A 16,393-nucleotide genomic window follows, 5' to 3' on the forward strand; every position below is an offset into this window, starting at 1 on the left:
CACAGCTGCGCGACGGTAGGTGGGTGCAGGATTCGGCAACCAGGTGGAGCGGGAACCCGTCCCATGGGATACGCGGGTTCAGGGGCCGAGGACGCCGGGCCGAGGATGCAGGGGGCTGGGATGATACGCACGGGCAGGACCGGACGCGGCTACGCGCTCCGAGGGGCCGCTGTGGTGGCCGTGGTGGCGATGGCCGGGGTGACCGCCGGGTGCAAGGAGCAGCCCGCGGCCGGTGCGCCGGCGGCGCCCTCGGCACCGGCGGGCAGCAGTTCCCCCACCGACGACGCCAAGCCGGGCGGCGCCTCCACGAGCCCGTCGGCGAGCGCGGAGCCGGCGCCGAAGGAGCCGGTCAAGGCGTCACCGAAACCGAGCGCGACCCGCACCGCGCCGCCGGCCGATCCGCAGGGCAAGGTCCTGATGGCGAGCGGGTCACAGGGCGGGCAGGTGCGCGAACTTCAGGCGCGACTGCGGCAGATCGGGCATTTCAATCGCAGCCCCACGGGCTACTACGGGACCGTCACCGTGGCCGCCGTGCAGTCCTTCCAGGGCAAGCGCGGTCTGACGCGGACCGGGAAGACGGACACCCTCACCTGGCAGAAGCTGCTCGGCATGACGCACGAGCCGACGGCCGCCGAGCTGAAGCCGCCGACGACCCGCCCGGTCGCGAAGCCGGACAAGCGGTGCCTGACGGGGCGGGTGCTCTGCATCAGCAAGAACAGCCGCACGCTGTCCTGGATGATCGACGGCAAGGTCGTCTCGTCCATGGACGTGCGGTTCGGCTCGCAGTACACGCCGACCCGCGAGGGCACGTTCTCCGTGTACTGGAAGTCGCGCCACCACGTGTCCTCGATCTACCACACGGCCATGCCGTACGCGATGTTCTTCAGCGGCGGCCAGGCGGTGCACTACTCGTCGGACTTCGCGGCCCGCGGCTACAACGGGGCCTCGCACGGATGTGTGAACGTCCGGGACGAGGGGAAGATCGCGGCGCTCTTCGCGCAGGTGCGCACCGGCGACAAGGTCGTCGTCTACAAGTGAGGTGAGGGGCGCGGGCGGGACCGGGGGAACGTGTCCCGCCCGCGCCATGTGCGCCGAGCCGAAGGTACGGGGGGAACCCCGGCTCAGGGCGCTGCCGATGACCAGTCGGCTCATTCCGTACAGCGTCCGCAGGCCGGAAAACGTCACACCGGCCGGTAGCAAAGGTCAGCGGGCCGCCGCGGAGGCGGCCGGCACCGGGGTGGTGAAGGCGTCGGAGCCCGCCGTCGTGCCGGTCTCCGTGCCCGTGTCCGTCCCCGGGTCCGGGGCGACGGCCGCCGTCGAGGGGCCGGGCGACTCGGTGAAGCGGATGGCGGGGAGCGGCGCGGAGGCGTCCCCGCCCTGCTCGCCGTCGCCCGCGCCGCCGTGTCCGTTCTCCTCGGCGGCGAGCAGCCGGTCGCAGAACCGGTCCAGGTTGCGGGCGCCCTTGGCCAGGGCTTCGAGGCGGGTACGGCGGTCGGCGTCGAGCGTGCCGTCGCGGTAGTCGCGGCACGCCTGGAGGGTCTTGGCGTACCAGGAGCCCGAGGCGTCGTCGCCCCCGTGGTCGTTCCCCTTCCCGGGGTCCTCGTTCCCGCCGTCGTCGGAGGCGTCGTCACCGGGGTCCGCCCCGCCGCCGGTCCGGGTGCCGCCCGTCCGGTCGCCACCGGCCGCGTCGTCCTCGCCCTTCCGGTCGTCGTGGGACGCGCCGTCGCCGGGGCGCGCGGTGTCCTCGTCGTCGGAGTCGGTGCCGGTACGACCGCCGGGGGTCGGGGCGTCCGGGGCGGGGGTGCCGGGCGGCGGGGGCGCGGAGGTCTCCTCGTCGGGGACCACGTCGGTGCCCAGTTCCTCGGGGGACTCGGCGGCCGACACCGAGGTCGCCGGTGTGGGGGTGTGCCGGCCGAAGGGGCCGGGCAGCATCCCGGACCCGGCGGCCACGGCCACCCCTCCTATGGCACAGCAGGCCAGGGAGGCGGCGAGCCCGAAGCGCAGGGGCCGGCTCCAGCGGAACGGGCGGTCACCGCGCGGACCGGCCGCCCTGCCTATGTGGACGGGGGCGAGCACCGCGGTCTCGGCATCGTCGTGGGCGGCCGTGGCCCCGGCGGCGCGGGGGCGGCGGGGGGCGGCACGGAAGGCGGCGAGCGCGGCGGCCTCGCCGGGCAGTTCACCGGTGGCGGGGCGGGCGGTGCGGGCGACGGCGTCGAGGGCGGTGGCCAGGCGTTCGGCGTCCTGGCGGGGACGGCCTTCGGCAGGGTCGACCGGTTCGCCGCGGAGCAATTTCTCCGCCGCTTCCTTGTCAAGCCATGCGTACTGCTCGTCGGCCATCACATGTCCTTCTGCGTCCACAGACGCGAATGCGTCACACCGGCGGGAGCCACCAGGCCGGTGCGTGGGGGGCGTTGTACGGGTACGGCACCGAGCCCTCCGGTCCGTCCCGGCGCGTCCCCCGCATTCTCCCGGAAGGACGCCGAGGGACCGCCGAGCCCCTCCGGCTCTCCGCCGTACCGCCGGCCGCTGTCCGGGGCGCCGGGGACGGGTGCGGGGGCGGGGCCGGGCTGCCCGTCCCCGTCGCCCGGGCGCGGGGCCGCGGTCGCGTCGTCCGCCCGGAGCAGTTCGGCGAGCCGCTTCAGCCCCCGGTGGGCTGCGGTGCGCACCGCGCCCGGCCGCTTGCCGAGCGTCTGCGCGGCGCTCTTCGCGTCGAGGCCGACCACCACACGGAGCACCACCGCCTCGGCCTGGTCCTGCGGCAGCTGGGCGATGAGCGACATGGTGCGCCCGGTCGCCAGGGACTCGATGGCCTCGTCGGCCGTGTCGGAGCCGGCCGGCTTGTCGGACAGCTCCGTCTCGTCGCCGCCTATGGCCGGGCGCCTGCCGCGCATCCGGAGATGGTCCAGCGCCCGGTTGCGGGCTATGCGCGCGGCCCAGCCCCGGAAGCGGTCGGCGTCCCCGCTGAAACGGTCGAGGTCACGGGCTATCTGCAGCCACGACTCGGACGCCACGTCCTCGGCGTCCGGCTCCCCCACCAGTGTCCTTATGTAGCCAAGCAGCCGCGGCTGCACAGCGCGGTACACAGTACGGAAGGCGTCCTCGTCCCCGCGCTGTGCCGCGAGCACCGCGGCAGTAAGCCCCGCGTCGTCCCCCAGCACTACCTCAACCCTGCCCTGCTGTCCGAATCGCAGCTGGTCACCACTGCCGCGCCACCCTGCGCGACTCCGCACGCTACGTCCTTGGCGTGCGCCGCGTCCATGACTTGTACAACCCGCAACATTCCATCGCCCCGCCCCGGTGTGACAGAAAACGCACCGGCGGCGCAGAGATGAGTACGGGGTCGTCCTGCGGCCCCGCGGAAGACGACCGGGGCCTCTCCTGTGGGGGGTGGCGGCCCCGGTCGTCCTCGTTCTTCCCGCCGCGCGGGCCGTGCCACGCCCCCGGCGGACGCCCGGCGACGGGCGCCCCGGGGCTCAGGGCCGCACCCGCCCCCGCCGGGCCGCCGCCGCCCGCAGCACCCGCCGGCCCTCCGTGGACACGTCGCGGATCTGGCGCAGGCCGGCCGCGGCGGGGGCGGCGTCGTCCAGGGCGGCGAGCATCTCCAGGATGGCGGTCTGGCGGGCCGCCTCGCCGGCCAGGAGCGGGCCCGCGCCCGAGGGGTCGCCGGCCCGGCAGCCGGCCACCGGGTCCGGGGTCGCGGGCGCGGTCCTGTCGTGGCCGAGGTGGACCTCCAGGGCCAGTACCGAGCAGGCGTCCGCCCAGCCGCGCAGCGCCTCGCCCGCCCGTTCGTCCGGGGCGGCGGCGAGCACGTCCCGGACGCGGGCGGCCGGTCCGCCGGGGTCCGCGGGGGCGGCGTCCAGTGCGGCGCGGGCCTCGGCGAGGCGGGCGGGCCAGAGGCGGGGCTCCACGCAGGCGGCCCAGAGCGGGCGCAGCGGGTCGGGGCCGGCGCCCGGGGCGGGCCGGGGCAGACAGCGTTCGAGGCAGGCGACCGCTCCGGCGGCGAGCCCGCGGTCGTCGGCGGCGGCGATCAGGTCGAGCAGGCTCATCGGCGTCTCCTGTCCGCCCTCCCGTACGTACCCCATGCCGGGACACAGGGGGGCGCAGCGCTTCCTGTTATCGCATTCAGCGCCGAATGGCCGAAAAGCGTCACTGTCACTGGCTGATTACCACCGCCCCGCCCGCCGTCGGCGCGCCCGGTGCCGCCTCAGTGTTCCCGGAGCGCGGACGGGCCGGCAGGGAACGCGCCGAGGTTCGCGCGCTCGGACTGCATCGCGGTCAGCCGGCGGACGAACAGGATCGCCAGGACCGCCGCGGCGAGGTCCAGGGCGTCGGTGGCCGCGACCAGGTCGAGCCCGCGGATGATCTCGTCGCCGGTCTCCGCGTCGGCGTAGAGGCGGCCGGTGCCCCGGCTCACGAGCTGGTCCGCGACGAACACCGCCCACCAGGCGTTCAGCGGCCCGCGCGGCGCGGCGGGCCGGCCGCCGGGGGTGCCGATCGGGGCGCTCGCGGTCCAGACACCGCTCGCCACCCGGTACGGCAGCCACAGGTTGCCGAGGGGGATGAACCAGCCGCCGATCGCCCAGCCGGGCCTCATCGGATGGGCGGACGGGTCGAACACCTCGGCGTTGAGCCGGACCCGGCGCATCCACACGAGGAAGACGACCGCCGCCGCCAGGAAGGTGAGCATCTGAAGGGACCCGGCGAACCCGTACAGCCTGTCGGCGCGCGTCCACGCCTCCTCGTCGACCGCCAGGAACCCACCGTCCAGCCCGTCCGCGAGCAGCATGCGGGAGTGGACACCGGCGGCGATCGCCACCACGTCCGCGACCGCCACGGCGCCGAGCAGCACGCACACCGCCTTGGCCAGGCCCTCCGGCGAGCGCAGATGGTCCAGCCGGGGCGGGGCCGGCGCCCAGCCGGGGCGGTCGGCCCAGGACCGGCCCCCGTCGGCGCCGGCCGTGACGGCGCACACGCCGCACCGCACATCGGCGGTGCCGGCCGGTCTCGTACCGCAGAGTGAACAGAGCATGGAAACGGAACCCCCCAGGATTCGGACGTCGGTGCGAGAAGCGCGCCCGCCCCTCCCCGGACGGCGCGGCCACCGGACCGTATGCCTCGAAAGCCGCGTTGTCCATGGTCAGAGGCCCCGCTACGGCAGCTCAGCCCGCGTCGAGCTCCTTCGCCAGCGACTGGAACCGCGCATAGCTCAGCTTCGGTTTGCCCGGGACCCACAGCTTCTGGGCCGTCGCCCGCAGCGGCATCCGGATGCCCGCCGCGACCTGCTCGGCGGTCTGGGCATTCGGGAAGTCGCCCCAGACGGCGAACCGGCCGCCCAGGATCTGGTCCGAGTAGCGGGCCGGGACCGGGGTGGTGCCGCGCAGCACGAGCGGGGTCCACTGCTCGTAGATCCGCTTGCCGGTCGGATAGACGAAGGCGTTGGGCTGGCCGAGCACGTAGTACATGAACTCGTCGTTGAGGTTGAGGACCTTGCGGCCCTCGCGCAGGTACTCCTCCGGCGACCGGGCCCCGTACTCCTTGCCCGTCCAGTACTCGACCTCGATGTCCTTGTCGGCGCGCACCTCGCTGTCGCGGAACTGCCCGTCGTTCCACGCCTTCGGCCGCATGCCGTGCTTGCGGACCACCTCCGCCCGGTCGTTGAGCCAGCCGGTGGCGAGGTCGGCGATGCCGGCCCCGGAGCCGTACTTCGCGACGGCCGCGCGCTGCAGCTGCGGGTAGGAGGCGGCCGGGTCGCCCGCCATCAGCGCCCGGTACTCGTCGCCGCCCAGGTGCCAGTACGCACCGCCGAACAGCTCCGCGTACTCGCCCAGCAGCTCGTCGATCAGCTTCGCCGCGCCCGGCTTCGAGATGTCCAGCGATCCGGTCGAGGCGACGCCGGAGACGTTGTGCAGCTGGAGCTCGGGGTGGGCGCGCAGCACCGCGCCGAGGTGGCCGGGCGAGTCGATCTCCGGCACGACCTGGATGTGCAGCCGGCCGGCCAGGGCGACGATGTGCCGGACCTGCTTCTTGGTCAGATGGTCCGGGGAGACCACCTCGGGGTGCGTGTCGGACTCGATGCGGAACGCCTGGTCGTCGGAGAAGTGCAGGCCGAGCTGGTTGAGCTTGAGGTCGGCCATCTCCCGCATCCTGGCCTCGATCCAGGACGCGGTGTAGTGCTTGCGGGCGATGTCGAGGTTGAGACCGCGCTGCGGCTTGTCCGGCCGGTCGCGCACCACGCCCTCGGGCATCGAGCCGTCGGCGCGCACGGACTGCTTGAGGGTGCGGGTGCCGTAGAAGACGCCCGCCTCGCCGGGGCCGCTGATCCGCACCCGCCCGTCGGCGGTGCGCAGGGTGTACGACTCCGGCCCGCCGGACGCCTTCGGGGTGAGGGCGAGTTCGACGTCACCGGCGCGGGCGGGCACCTCGCCCCGGTAGTGGATCTTCAGCTCGCCGGCCAGCAGCTTCCCCTCGTCGGCCAGCGCACCGCTGCCGTCCGCGATGACGACCCCGCTGTCCTCGCCGGGCTTCCAGCCGGGCCCGTGGGCGGCGGTGTGCTCCCGTACGGCGGGGATGGTGCGGGGCGCCTCGGAGAGCGGGTAGCTCCGGGACGGGGCGGGGGAAGGGGAGGACGCCGCGCGGGACGTCTCGGGGCCGTTGCCGTGCTCGGCCCCGGAGCCGTCGCAGCCGGCGAGGGCGACGCCCGCCGCGGCCACCGCCGTCACGGCCAGGAGGGCGCCGCGTGAGGGTGCCATCAGTCAGAAACCTCCGGTTCGGGAGAAAGGGAGCAGAAAGGAAACAGAACAGTCAGAAATCGGCGCAGATGTAGGGAGGTAACCGGGCATTCTCCTCACACATCCGCTCGTCAGGCATCGCGGAACTCTCCCGTCCGGGTGAAATTCGCGCATCCTTCGCCCACCCTTATCCCCGCGTCGCTAGCGTTAAGCCCCCTTCGTATCCGAGTCCCCCTTCGTCTCTTCTTTCGGGAGCTCACGCTGTCCAGGTCCAGCGAGTCCCACGCCGGCCGTCCCGGGCAGCCGCCCCGGCCCGCCCGGCGCACCGCCGTGCCCGTGCAGAGCCGCGGCGGCGCGCCCGCCCGGTCCGCCGCGCCCGCCTGGGACCTCTCCCGGTTCAACGCCGCGCCGGCGCCCGAGGCCGAGGCGGCCCTCCTGGGGTGCTTCGGCAGCGCGGCCTGGGCGCGGCGCCTCGCCGGCCACCGCCCCTACCCGGACGCGGGGGCGCTGCTCGCCGCGGCCGACGAGGCGGCGTACGACCTCTCCCCCGGCGATCACGCCGAGGCGCTGACGGCCGAGGTGTCCCCGGGGCTGCGCCCGGACGCGCCGCGCTCCGCCCATCTCGCGCTGGCCGCCGCCCACGCCGAGTACGAACGCAAGTTCGGCCACGTCTTCGTGATCTGCCTGGACGGCTATCCGCCCGCCGAGCACCCCGATCAGGTGCTGGCCGGCATCCGGGCCCGGCTGGCGCACGAGGAGGACCAGGAGCGGGCGGTCACGGCGGACGAGATGCGACGACTCGCCCGGGGCCGCCTGGCCGCGTTGATATCGAGTCGGTAACGGGTTGGGGACGGGCCGCGCGGCCCGGATTCCCCGGCACGGAGGGGCCGGGCAGGGTCGCGGAGGGCCGTCCATAGCCCGTCCGTGCCTGTTTCGTTGCCACTTTGATCACACCGGAGGGCCCCGCGCGATCGAACCGACGATCCGTCGCTACGATGGCCGGGGCCGGTGGACCGTACCCGGCCGGGTCAGACCGACAGTCAAGCCGGCCGACCCCAATCCCCGCTCCCGGAGGGTTCTTCCGTGCCGGCTGGAACGCTGTACCGCGGCCGGGAAGGCATGTGGTCCTGGGTGGCTCATCGAGTCACCGGTGTCCTCATTTTCTTCTTCCTGTTCGTGCATGTCCTGGACACCGCCCTCGTCCGCGTCTCCCCCGAGGCCTACGACGACGTCGTGTCCACGTACAAGACGCCGATCGTCGCGCTGCTCGAATACGGCCTGGTGGCCGCGATTCTCTTCCACGCGCTGAACGGTCTGCGCATCGTCGCCGTGGACTTCTGGGCCAAGGGCCCGCGCGTTCAGAAGCAGATGCTCTGGGTCGTGCTGGGTATCTGGATCGTGCTGATGCTGGGTGCCCTGTACCCCGTCCTCGGCCACGCCGTACGCGAACTCTTCGGGAGCTGAGGCCCATGTCCACCGAGACTTCCGCGATCGGCGCCGTCGAAGGCGTCTCTCTGTACGACGTCGACCATCCGGCCCCCGTCATCGAGCCGCCGCGCAAGCGGACCGGCAAGACCCCCAAGGGCTCGCGCACCAACTTCGAGATGTACGCCTGGCTCTTCATGCGCCTGTCGGGCATCGTGCTGGTCGTCCTGGTCATCGGCCACCTGCTGATCCAGCTGGTGCTGGACGGCGGCGTGTCCAAGATCGGCTTCGCCTTCGTGGCGGGCCGCTGGGCCTCGCCGTTCTGGCAGGTCTGGGACCTGGCGATGCTGTGGCTCGCCATGCTGCACGGCGCCAACGGTCTGCGTACGGTCATCAACGACTACGCCGAACGGGACAACACCCGCTTCTGGCTGAAGATGCTGCTGTACACCGCCACGGTGTTCACCGTCCTGCTGGGCACGCTGGTGATCTTCACCTTCGACCCGAACATCCGCTAGGCGCCGGGCCCGAAGGACCAGAGGTAAACCATGCAGATCCACACGTACGACACCGTCATCGTCGGCGCCGGCGGCGCCGGCATGCGCGCGGCCATCGAGTCGACCAAGCGCAGCCGCACCGCCGTGCTGACCAAGCTCTACCCCACCCGCTCCCACACGGGCGCCGCGCAGGGCGGCATGGCCGCCGCGCTGGCCAACGTGGAGGAGGACAACTGGGAGTGGCACACCTTCGACACGATCAAGGGCGGTGACTACCTGGTCGACCAGGACGCCGCCGAGATCCTGGCGAAGGAGGCCATCGACGCCGTCCTCGACCTGGAGAAGATGGGCCTGCCGTTCGGCCGTACCCCCGAGGGCCGGATCGACCAGCGCCGGTTCGGCGGTCACTCCCGCAACCACGGCGAGGCCCCGGTCCGCCGCGCCTGCTACTCGGGCGACCGCACCGGCCACATGATCCTCCAGACCCTCTACCAGAACTGCGTCAAGGAGGGCGTGGAGTTCTTCAACGAGTTCTACGTCCTGGACCAGCTGGTCGTCGAGGAGGACGGCGTCAAGAAGTCCGCCGGCGTCGTCGCCTACGAGCTGGCCACCGGCGAGATCCACGTCTTCCAGGCGAAGTCGGTCATCTACGCCTCGGGCGGCACCGGCAAGTTCTTCAAGGTGACGTCCAACGCGCACACCCTGACCGGTGACGGCCAGGCCGCCTGCTACCGCCGGGGGCTGCCGCTGGAGGACATGGAGTTCTTCCAGTTCCACCCGACCGGCATCTGGCGGATGGGCATCCTGCTGACGGAGGGCGCCCGCGGTGAGGGCGGCATCCTCCGCAACAAGGACGGCGAGCGCTTCATGGAGAAGTACGCGCCCGTCATGAAGGACCTCGCGTCCCGTGACGTCGTGTCCCGCTCCATCTACACGGAGATCCGCGAGGGCCGCGGCTGCGGTCCCGAGGGCGACCACGTCTACCTCGACCTGACGCACCTGCCGCCGGAGCAGCTGGACGCCAAGCTCCCGGACATCACCGAGTTCGCGCGTACGTACCTCGGCATCGAGCCCTACACGGACCCGATCCCGATCCAGCCGACCGCGCACTACGCCATGGGCGGCATCCCGACCAACGTCGAGGGCGAGGTGCTGGCCGACAACACCACCGTCGTCCCGGGCCTGTACGCCGCCGGCGAGGTCGCCTGCGTGTCGGTGCACGGCGCCAACCGCCTCGGCACCAACTCGCTGCTCGACATCAACGTCTTCGGACGCCGCGCGGGCATCGCCGCCGCCGAGTACGCCGCGAAGAGCGACCTCGTCGAGCTTCCGGAGAACCCGGCGCAGCAGGTGATCGACCAGGTCGAGCGGCTGCGCAACTCCACGGGCACCGAGCGGGTCGCGACGATCCGCCAGGAGCTCCAGGAGTGCATGGACGCCAACGTGATGGTGTTCCGCACCGAGCAGACGATCAAGACCGCGGTCGACAAGATCGCGGAGCTGCGCAAGCGCTACCTGGACGTGTCCATCCAGGACAAGGGCAAGCGGTTCAACACGGACCTGCTGGAGGCCATCGAGCTGGGCAACCTGCTCGACCTCGCCGAGGTCATGGCGACGTCGGCGCTGGCGCGCAAGGAGTCCCGCGGCGGTCACTACCGCGAGGACTACCCCAACCGCGACGACGTCAACTTCATGCGCCACACCATGGCGTACCGCGAGGTCGCCGAGGACGGCACCGAGTCGATCCGGCTGGACTACAAGCCGGTCGTCCAGACCCGCTACCAGCCGATGGAGCGTAAGTACTGATGGCTACACCCACCCTGGACAAGGCCGACAAGGCTCCCGAGCCCGAGCCCGGCTTCGCCGACTCGCCGTACATCACGGCCACGTTCCGCATCCGGCGGTTCAACCCGGAGGTCTCCGACGAGGCCCAGTGGCAGGACTTCCAGATCGAGATCGACCCGAAGGAGCGTGTCCTCGACGCCCTTCACAAGATCAAGTGGAACCAGGACGGGACGCTCACGTTCCGCCGGTCCTGCGCGCACGGCATCTGCGGTTCGGACGCCATGCGGATCAACGGCAAGAACAGGCTCGCCTGCAAGACGCTGATCAAGGACCTGAGCCCGGAGAAGCCGATCACGATCGAGGCCATCAAGGGCCTCACGGTCCTCAAGGACCTCGTGGTCGACATGGACCCGTTCTTCCAGGCGTACCGCGACGTCATGCCCTTCCTCATCACCAAGGGGAACGAGCCGACCCGCGAGCGCCTGCAGTCCCCCGAGGACCGCGAGCGCTTCGACGACACCACCAAGTGCATCCTGTGCGCCGCGTGCACGTCCTCGTGCCCGGTGTTCTGGAACGACGGCCAGTACTTCGGCCCGGCGGCGATCGTCAACGCGCACCGCTTCATCTTCGACTCGCGCGACGAGGGCGGCGAGCAGCGCCTGGAGATCCTCAACGACCGTGACGGTGTGTGGCGCTGCCGCACCACCTTCAACTGCACGGACGCCTGCCCGCGTGGCATCGAGGTCACCAAGGCGATCCAGGAGGTCAAGCGCGCGCTGATCACGCGTCGCTTCTGATCCCCGGAGCGCACGAAGAGGCCCGGACCCCGGCGAGGGGTCCGGGCCTCTTGCCGTGTCCGGGGGCCCGGACGGTACGGTCGTCCGGATGACCACCCTCCGGCACTCCGTCACCGTCCTGGCCGTCGAGCGCGGCCTCGTCGCCGAACTGGCCCCGCTCCTCTGGGACCTGGCCGAGTCGACCCGGGCCGACGGCGCGACCGTCCGCACGCCCGACGGGCAGCCCGTCGAAGACCTGCGGCTGATGAAGGGGCGCCACCTCCGGCCCGGGGCGCTGTACGAGCTCGGGCGGCCGGACGACGACGAGCGGATGGCGATCCGCGTACGGGAGTGGCGGCGCACCTCCGCCATCGAGCTGGAGCAGCTGCTGAGCGCTCCGGACCTGAACGCCAGGGTGACCCTGCGGCTGACCGCGCCCGACCGGCCCCGGCTCGTCGAGGGGCGGGGGCGGATGTGGGGGCCGGACGGCTCGGGCGTGCTGCGGCGCGGGGCGGGGAGGGCCCGCGCCGATCTCGCGGCTTGGTGGGACGCGGCGGCGCTGCCGCCCGGTGCGCCGCCCGCCGCGCGCGCCCCGGTGACGGTGCGGCTGAAGCACCTGCTGGGTGAGGCGCGGCTGCGGCTGCGGCCCCGGCGCGCGGAGGACGGGCGCTGGCGGGTGGAGGCGGTGGCCTCGGTGCGCGGGCGGTGGCTGCTGCGCCCGGTCGCCGCTGTGGTCCTGCTGCTGGCCGGGGGTCCGTTGCGGCGGGGGTTCCGGGACGCGGTGGAGCAGGCGGCGGAGGGGTGGGACCAGGCGGTGGCCCGGCTGCTGGAGCTCGGTCCGGAGGGGGTCCGGGAGGAGCTGGCCCGGCGTGCGACCGAGGGGCGCCCGGCGACGGACTGACTCAGTCCCAGGCCGCGCCGCCCCGGTCCTCCGCGACCACCATGATGCGCCGCAGCATGTCGTTGAGCAGGGCCCGCTCGTCCGCGTCCAGGACGCCGAGGAGCCGTTCCTCCTCGTGCCCGAGGAAGGCCATCGCGCCGAGCCAGGTCGACCGGCCCTCGTCCGTCAGCACCACGTCGACGCGGCGCCGGTCCGTGGTGGACGGGGTGCGCCGGACGAAGCCGCGGCGCTCGACCGCGTCCAGCCGGCCGGTGACGGACGCGGGGGCGAGGTCGAGGTCGGCGGCCAGTTCGGACGGGGCCGCCGTGCCGCCGCGTCCGGCCAGCTTGTGCAGGGTGTCGAACTCCTGGCGGTCCAGGTCGAAGTCGATGAGGGACTGCTCGCGCACCCGGCGCAGATGGACGGAGAGCTTCTTCATCCGGGTCACCGCGCCCTCGACATCCGGGTCGAGCTCGGGAAGCACGGGTCTCCACCGCTCCACGTGCCCGTCGGTCCAGTCGCGTAGCTCCATGGCGCTCAGCCTACGCGGGCGCTCCGGAGGGGGACGGGATCGTTCGGAAGCGAAATTCTCGTTGACGGGTACTTCGGTACCGAAATAGATTGCGGCCCATGGCCCACCCCTTAAGGACCCGCTCGTTCCGGCTGCTGTTCATCGGACGCTCCCTGTCGATGCTGGGCGACTCCGCGATCCCCGCCGCGCTCACCCTCGCCGTCTATCTGGCCACCGGATCGACCGGCGCCCTCGCCCTGGTGCTGGGGTGCGCGATGGTCCCCAAGCTGCTGCTGCTCCCGCTGGGCGGTGTCGTCGGTGACCGCTTCAACGCCCGCACGGTGGCCCTGACCACCGACCTCGTGCGGTGCGCGACCCAGCTCTTCGTCGGCGCCGAACTGCTCTCCGGCACCCCGGCCCTCTGGCAGATCGCCCTGGCCGAGGCGGTCGGCGGCGCCGCCGGGGCCTTCGCGATGCCGACCTCCGCCCCGCTGGTCCGGGGCACCGTGGACGAGTCGGGGCTGCTGCGCGCCAACGCGCTGATGGCGGTGGCCTCCGGGACCGCGCGGATCGGCGGGCCGGCCGTCGCCGGGGCCCTGATCCTCACCGCCGGACCGGGCTGGGCCTTCGTGTTGGACGGCGCCAGCTTCGCGGTCAGCGCCGCCCTGCTGTACGTGATCCGGGTCCGCCACGTCCCGATCCCCCGGCGCTCCCTGCTCGGCGACCTCAAGGGCGGCTGGACCGAGGTCCGCAGCCGCGACTGGTACTGGACGAGCCTGATCGCGCACGCCGTCTGGAACGGGGCGGCGGCCGTGCTGACCACGCTCGGCCCGGCCCTCTTCCTGCACGGCCCCGGCGGCAAGGGGAGCTGGGTCGTCCTGCTCCAGACCGGCGCGGTGGGCCTGCTGGCCGGCTCGCTGGTGGCCGGCCGCGTCCGGCCCCGCCGGGCGGTCCTGGCCGCCAACCTCGCCGGCGCGCTGTACGTGCTGCCGCTCTGCCTGCTGGCCGCGCACGCCCCGGTGGCCGTCTCGCTCACCACGTACGGGATCGCCATGGCCGGTCTCGGCTTCCTCAACCCGGTCTGGGAGACCGCCGTCCAGTCGGCGGTGCCGCCGCAGGCCCTGGCCAGGGTGACCTCGTACGACTGGCTGCTCTCGCTGGCCGCGATGCCGCTGGGCTACACGCTCGCCCCGCTCGCCGCCTCCGTCTGGAACACGGAGGCCCCGCTCGCCGCGGCCGGGCTGCTGGCGGGCGCCGCCTGCGCGGCCACCGCCGCCGTGCCGGGCGTACGGCGCTTCGGGGCGCCCGCCGCCGGCGCCGCGCGGGAGACCGGGGCGGCGGCCGGGACGACGCCCGCGGCGGGATAGCGGGCGCGGCCCGGATACGCTCGGGCCGTGGTGAAGGAAGAGAAGGACGTGAAGGCCGTCAAGGCCCCCCGCAGCGAGCAGACCCGCGCGCTGATCCTCGAAACCGCGCTCCGGCTCTTCCAGGAACGCGGCTACGACCGGACGACCATGCGGGCCATCGCCCAGGAGGCGGGCGTCTCCGTGGGGAACGCCTACTACTACTTCTCGTCCAAGGAGCACCTGGTCCAGGGGTTCTACGACCGGCTGGCCGCCGAGCACGCGGAGGCGGTGCGGCCGGTCCTGGACGGCGAGAAGGACCTCGCGGCCCGGCTGCGCGGGGTGCTGCTGGCCTGGCTGGACGTGGCGGAGCCGTACCGCCCCTTCGCCACGCAGTTCTTCAAGAACGCGGCCGATCCGGAGAGCCCGCTCAGCCCGTTCTCGGCGGAGTCGGTCGCCGCGCGCGAGGCGGTCATCGCGATCCACGCGCGCTGCCTGACCGGCTCGACCACCCGGACGGACCCCGAACTGGCCCCGGTGCTCCCGCGGCTGATGTGGCTCGCGCACATGGGTCTGGTGCTGTTCTGGGTGTACGACCGGACGGACGGGGCCGCCCGCAGCCGCCGGCTGGTCACGCGTACGGTCCCGATCGCCGCCCGCGCCCTGGCGCTGTCCCGGTTCCGGGTGCTGCGACCGCTGGTCCGCCAGGTGCACGAGGTGCTGGAGGAGTTCCTGCCGGGAGAAACGACGGCGCGGGCGGCCGGACCGGTCAGGTCCTAGCCGCCCGCGCGGCGCAACGCGGGGATCAGATCACGGGGATCAGATCCAGCCGAGCTCCCACAGGCGCCACACGCCCGTGCCGTCGGAGAGGTACTGCGAGCCGGAGACGTCCGACTTGGCGATGACGTAGTCCTTCTTCTGCCACAGCGGCACCAGCGGCACGTCCTCGCCGACCAGCTTCTGGAGCTCCTTGAAGTCGTTCGAGGCCCGGCTGCGGTCGCTGTACTGCAGCGTGGCGCTGATCAGCTCGTCCATCCTCTTGCTGGTGTAGCCGTTGTGGAGGCTGCTGTCGCGGCCGACGAGCGGCTGGCTGAAGGTGTCGGGGTCCGGGTAGTCGGGGAGCCAGCCGACGGTGTACATGTCGTACTCACCGGCCGCGTAGCCCTTCTGGAACCGGGTCCACTCGACGGGCTTGATCTTCACCTTGAAGAGCCCGGTGGCGTTCAGCTGGCGCTGGATCTCCTTGGTCTCGTCGGTGTACTGGTCGCCCTCTCGGTAGGCGAAGGTGAGGGCCAGCGGCGTCTGGACGCCGGCCTCGTCCATGAGCGCCTTCGCGCGCTTGGCGTCCGGCGAGGGGTAGGCGTCGAAGAACGGGGTGCTGTGCCCGATGGTGCCCTGCGGGATCAGCGAGTAGAGCGGTTCCACGGTGCCCTTGTAGATCTTGCTCACCAGCGGGCCGCGGTCGATGACCGCCGCGATGGCCTGGCGGACCTTGCGGTCGGCGAGCGGGGCGTCCTTGCGGACGTTGAAGACGAGGTTGCGGATCTCGGCGCTGTCCGCCTCGGTGACGCGCTTGTCGGTGTCGCCCGGGTTCAGCTCGGCGAGCGTGGACGGCGGAAGCTGACGGTGCGTCACGTCGACCTGACCGGACTTCCAGGCCGCGAGGAGGTGGTCGGACTCCTTGTAGTACCGCACGGTGACCGGGCCGCCGGTCTTGGTGATCGCGCCCTTGTACCGCGAGTTCGGCACCAGCTCGGCCTTGACGCCGGGCTCGTAGGACTTCAGGACGTACGGGCCCGAGCCGGTCACCTTGCCGTCGTTGCGCAGCTTGTGCTCCGAGTAGGAGTCCTTCTGCACGATCGCGCCGGCACCCGTGGCGATCTTCTGCGGGAAGGTCGCGTCGCGCGAGGAGAGGTTGAAGGTGATGGTCCGGCCCTCGGTGACCACGTTCTTCAGGCTGGGGAAGAGGACCGACGGACCGACGTCCGTCTTGATCTCCAGCATCCGGTCGAACGAGTACTTGACGTCCTCGGCGGTGAGCTCGTCGCCGTTGGCGAACGTCAGGTCGTCACGGAGCTTGCACTGGTACGTCTGCAGCTTGCCGCCGATGAAGCCGCAGCTCTCGGCGGCGTCCGGCTCGGGCACGATCCCGCCGGACTTGAACGTCATCAGGGACTGGTAGACGTTGCTGTACATCGCCCAGGAACCGGCGTCGTAGGCGCCCGCCGGGTCGAGCGAGGTCACCGCGTCGGTCGTACCGACGACGACCGGATCGGAGTTCCCCTCGTCCGAGGGAAGGAGTTGCCAGGCGACCACGCCTGCGATGACCAATACCGCGAAAATCGCGAGAATCCGTAGCCGGATCGACCGCATTGACGTGCTCTCCCTTAACAGCCCCACCTCGGTGTCGCGCTCAGATACGCAGATCACCGCACGTTCGCGCCCAGC

General features: G+C 72.5%; 16 protein-coding genes. 9 read left to right on the forward strand and 7 right to left on the reverse strand.

Annotated features, from left to right (window positions below):
* The first annotated feature begins 120 nt into the window (after window positions 1-120).
* A complete protein-coding gene (locus tag ACFUJY_RS06685; protein ID WP_383295521.1) occupies window positions 121-1,038 on the forward strand; it encodes a L,D-transpeptidase family protein in 918 nt (305 codons plus the stop codon).
* Between the two features lie 165 nt (window positions 1,039-1,203).
* Here the strand turns inward: ACFUJY_RS06685 and ACFUJY_RS06690 are convergent, their stop codons facing one another.
* The 5 genes from ACFUJY_RS06690 to ACFUJY_RS06710 all read right to left on the reverse strand — a co-directional run bounded on the left by ACFUJY_RS06690 (window position 1,204) and on the right by ACFUJY_RS06710 (window position 6,749).
* On the reverse strand, window positions 1,204-2,337 hold the full coding sequence (locus tag ACFUJY_RS06690) for a hypothetical protein (protein WP_383295525.1): 1,134 nt from the start codon (window positions 2,335-2,337) through the stop codon (window positions 1,204-1,206).
* A complete protein-coding gene (locus ACFUJY_RS06695) occupies window positions 2,337-3,158 on the reverse strand; it encodes an RNA polymerase sigma factor (protein WP_383295527.1) in 822 nt (273 codons plus the stop codon). The genes ACFUJY_RS06690 and ACFUJY_RS06695 overlap by 1 nt, the downstream gene beginning before the upstream one ends.
* A 315-nt stretch (window positions 3,159-3,473) precedes the next feature.
* Window positions 3,474-4,046 carry a hypothetical protein gene (locus ACFUJY_RS06700; protein WP_383295531.1) on the reverse strand — a complete coding sequence of 191 codons (573 nt, stop codon included), beginning with the start codon at window positions 4,044-4,046 and terminating at the stop codon, window positions 3,474-3,476.
* Window positions 4,047-4,204: 158 nt separating this feature from the next.
* Window positions 4,205-5,029 carry a DUF4328 domain-containing protein gene (locus ACFUJY_RS06705; RefSeq protein ID WP_383295534.1) on the reverse strand — a complete coding sequence of 275 codons (825 nt, stop codon included), beginning with the start codon at window positions 5,027-5,029 and terminating at the stop codon, window positions 4,205-4,207.
* Between the two features lie 130 nt (window positions 5,030-5,159).
* The gene (locus ACFUJY_RS06710) at window positions 5,160-6,749 is read right to left on the reverse strand and encodes a glycoside hydrolase family 20 protein (RefSeq protein WP_383295536.1); all 1,590 of its coding nucleotides are present in this window, start codon (window positions 6,747-6,749) and stop codon (window positions 5,160-5,162) included.
* 309 nt (window positions 6,750-7,058) lie between these two features.
* On the opposite strand from ACFUJY_RS06710, the gene ACFUJY_RS06715 reads away from it, so the two are divergent.
* The 6 genes from ACFUJY_RS06715 to ACFUJY_RS06740 all read left to right on the forward strand — a co-directional run bounded on the left by ACFUJY_RS06715 (window position 7,059) and on the right by ACFUJY_RS06740 (window position 12,112).
* Window positions 7,059-7,568, forward strand: coding sequence for a 2-oxo-4-hydroxy-4-carboxy-5-ureidoimidazoline decarboxylase (locus ACFUJY_RS06715; RefSeq protein ID WP_383295539.1), 510 nt, complete (start codon window positions 7,059-7,061; stop codon window positions 7,566-7,568).
* A 243-nt stretch (window positions 7,569-7,811) separates the two neighbouring features.
* Window positions 7,812-8,192, forward strand: coding sequence for a succinate dehydrogenase, cytochrome b556 subunit (gene sdhC, locus ACFUJY_RS06720; RefSeq protein ID WP_026171265.1), 381 nt, complete (start codon window positions 7,812-7,814; stop codon window positions 8,190-8,192).
* Between the two features lie 5 nt (window positions 8,193-8,197).
* Window positions 8,198-8,671: a succinate dehydrogenase hydrophobic membrane anchor subunit gene (locus ACFUJY_RS06725; protein ID WP_383295542.1), complete on the forward strand. Its 474-nt coding sequence runs from the start codon at window positions 8,198-8,200 to the stop codon at window positions 8,669-8,671.
* A 30-nt stretch (window positions 8,672-8,701) separates the two neighbouring features.
* A complete protein-coding gene (gene sdhA / locus ACFUJY_RS06730) occupies window positions 8,702-10,456 on the forward strand; it encodes a succinate dehydrogenase flavoprotein subunit (RefSeq protein WP_383295545.1) in 1,755 nt (584 codons plus the stop codon).
* On the forward strand, window positions 10,456-11,232 hold the full coding sequence (locus tag ACFUJY_RS06735) for a succinate dehydrogenase iron-sulfur subunit (RefSeq protein ID WP_383295548.1): 777 nt from the start codon (window positions 10,456-10,458) through the stop codon (window positions 11,230-11,232). Before sdhA ends, ACFUJY_RS06735 begins: the two co-directional genes overlap by 1 nt.
* A gap of 88 nt (window positions 11,233-11,320) precedes the next feature.
* On the forward strand, window positions 11,321-12,112 hold the full coding sequence (locus ACFUJY_RS06740; RefSeq protein WP_383295550.1) for a hypothetical protein: 792 nt from the start codon (window positions 11,321-11,323) through the stop codon (window positions 12,110-12,112).
* A 1-nt stretch (window position 12,113) separates the two neighbouring features.
* Here the strand turns inward: ACFUJY_RS06740 and ACFUJY_RS06745 are convergent, their stop codons facing one another.
* Window positions 12,114-12,623: a MarR family transcriptional regulator gene (locus ACFUJY_RS06745; protein ID WP_361023918.1), complete on the reverse strand. Its 510-nt coding sequence runs from the start codon at window positions 12,621-12,623 to the stop codon at window positions 12,114-12,116.
* Window positions 12,624-12,721: 98 nt separating this feature from the next.
* Between ACFUJY_RS06745 and ACFUJY_RS06750 the strand changes: the two genes are divergently transcribed.
* Together ACFUJY_RS06750 and ACFUJY_RS06755 are read left to right on the forward strand one after the other, a co-directional pair.
* Window positions 12,722-13,969 (forward strand): MFS transporter, encoded by a 1,248-nt coding sequence (locus ACFUJY_RS06750; protein ID WP_383295554.1) that lies wholly within the window; start codon window positions 12,722-12,724, stop codon window positions 13,967-13,969.
* 27 nt (window positions 13,970-13,996) lie between these two features.
* Window positions 13,997-14,725 (forward strand): TetR family transcriptional regulator, encoded by a 729-nt coding sequence (locus tag ACFUJY_RS06755; protein WP_383295557.1) that lies wholly within the window; start codon window positions 13,997-13,999, stop codon window positions 14,723-14,725.
* Between the two features lie 39 nt (window positions 14,726-14,764).
* Here ACFUJY_RS06755 and ACFUJY_RS06760 read toward each other — a convergent pair whose 3' ends face one another.
* Window positions 14,765-16,318, reverse strand: coding sequence for an ABC transporter substrate-binding protein (locus ACFUJY_RS06760; protein WP_383295559.1), 1,554 nt, complete (start codon window positions 16,316-16,318; stop codon window positions 14,765-14,767).
* Window positions 16,319-16,393 lie beyond the last annotated feature (75 nt).

It is taken from the genome of Streptomyces sp. NPDC057249 (assembly GCF_042669245.1).
Classification (GTDB): Bacteria; Actinomycetota; Actinomycetes; order Streptomycetales; family Streptomycetaceae; genus Streptomyces.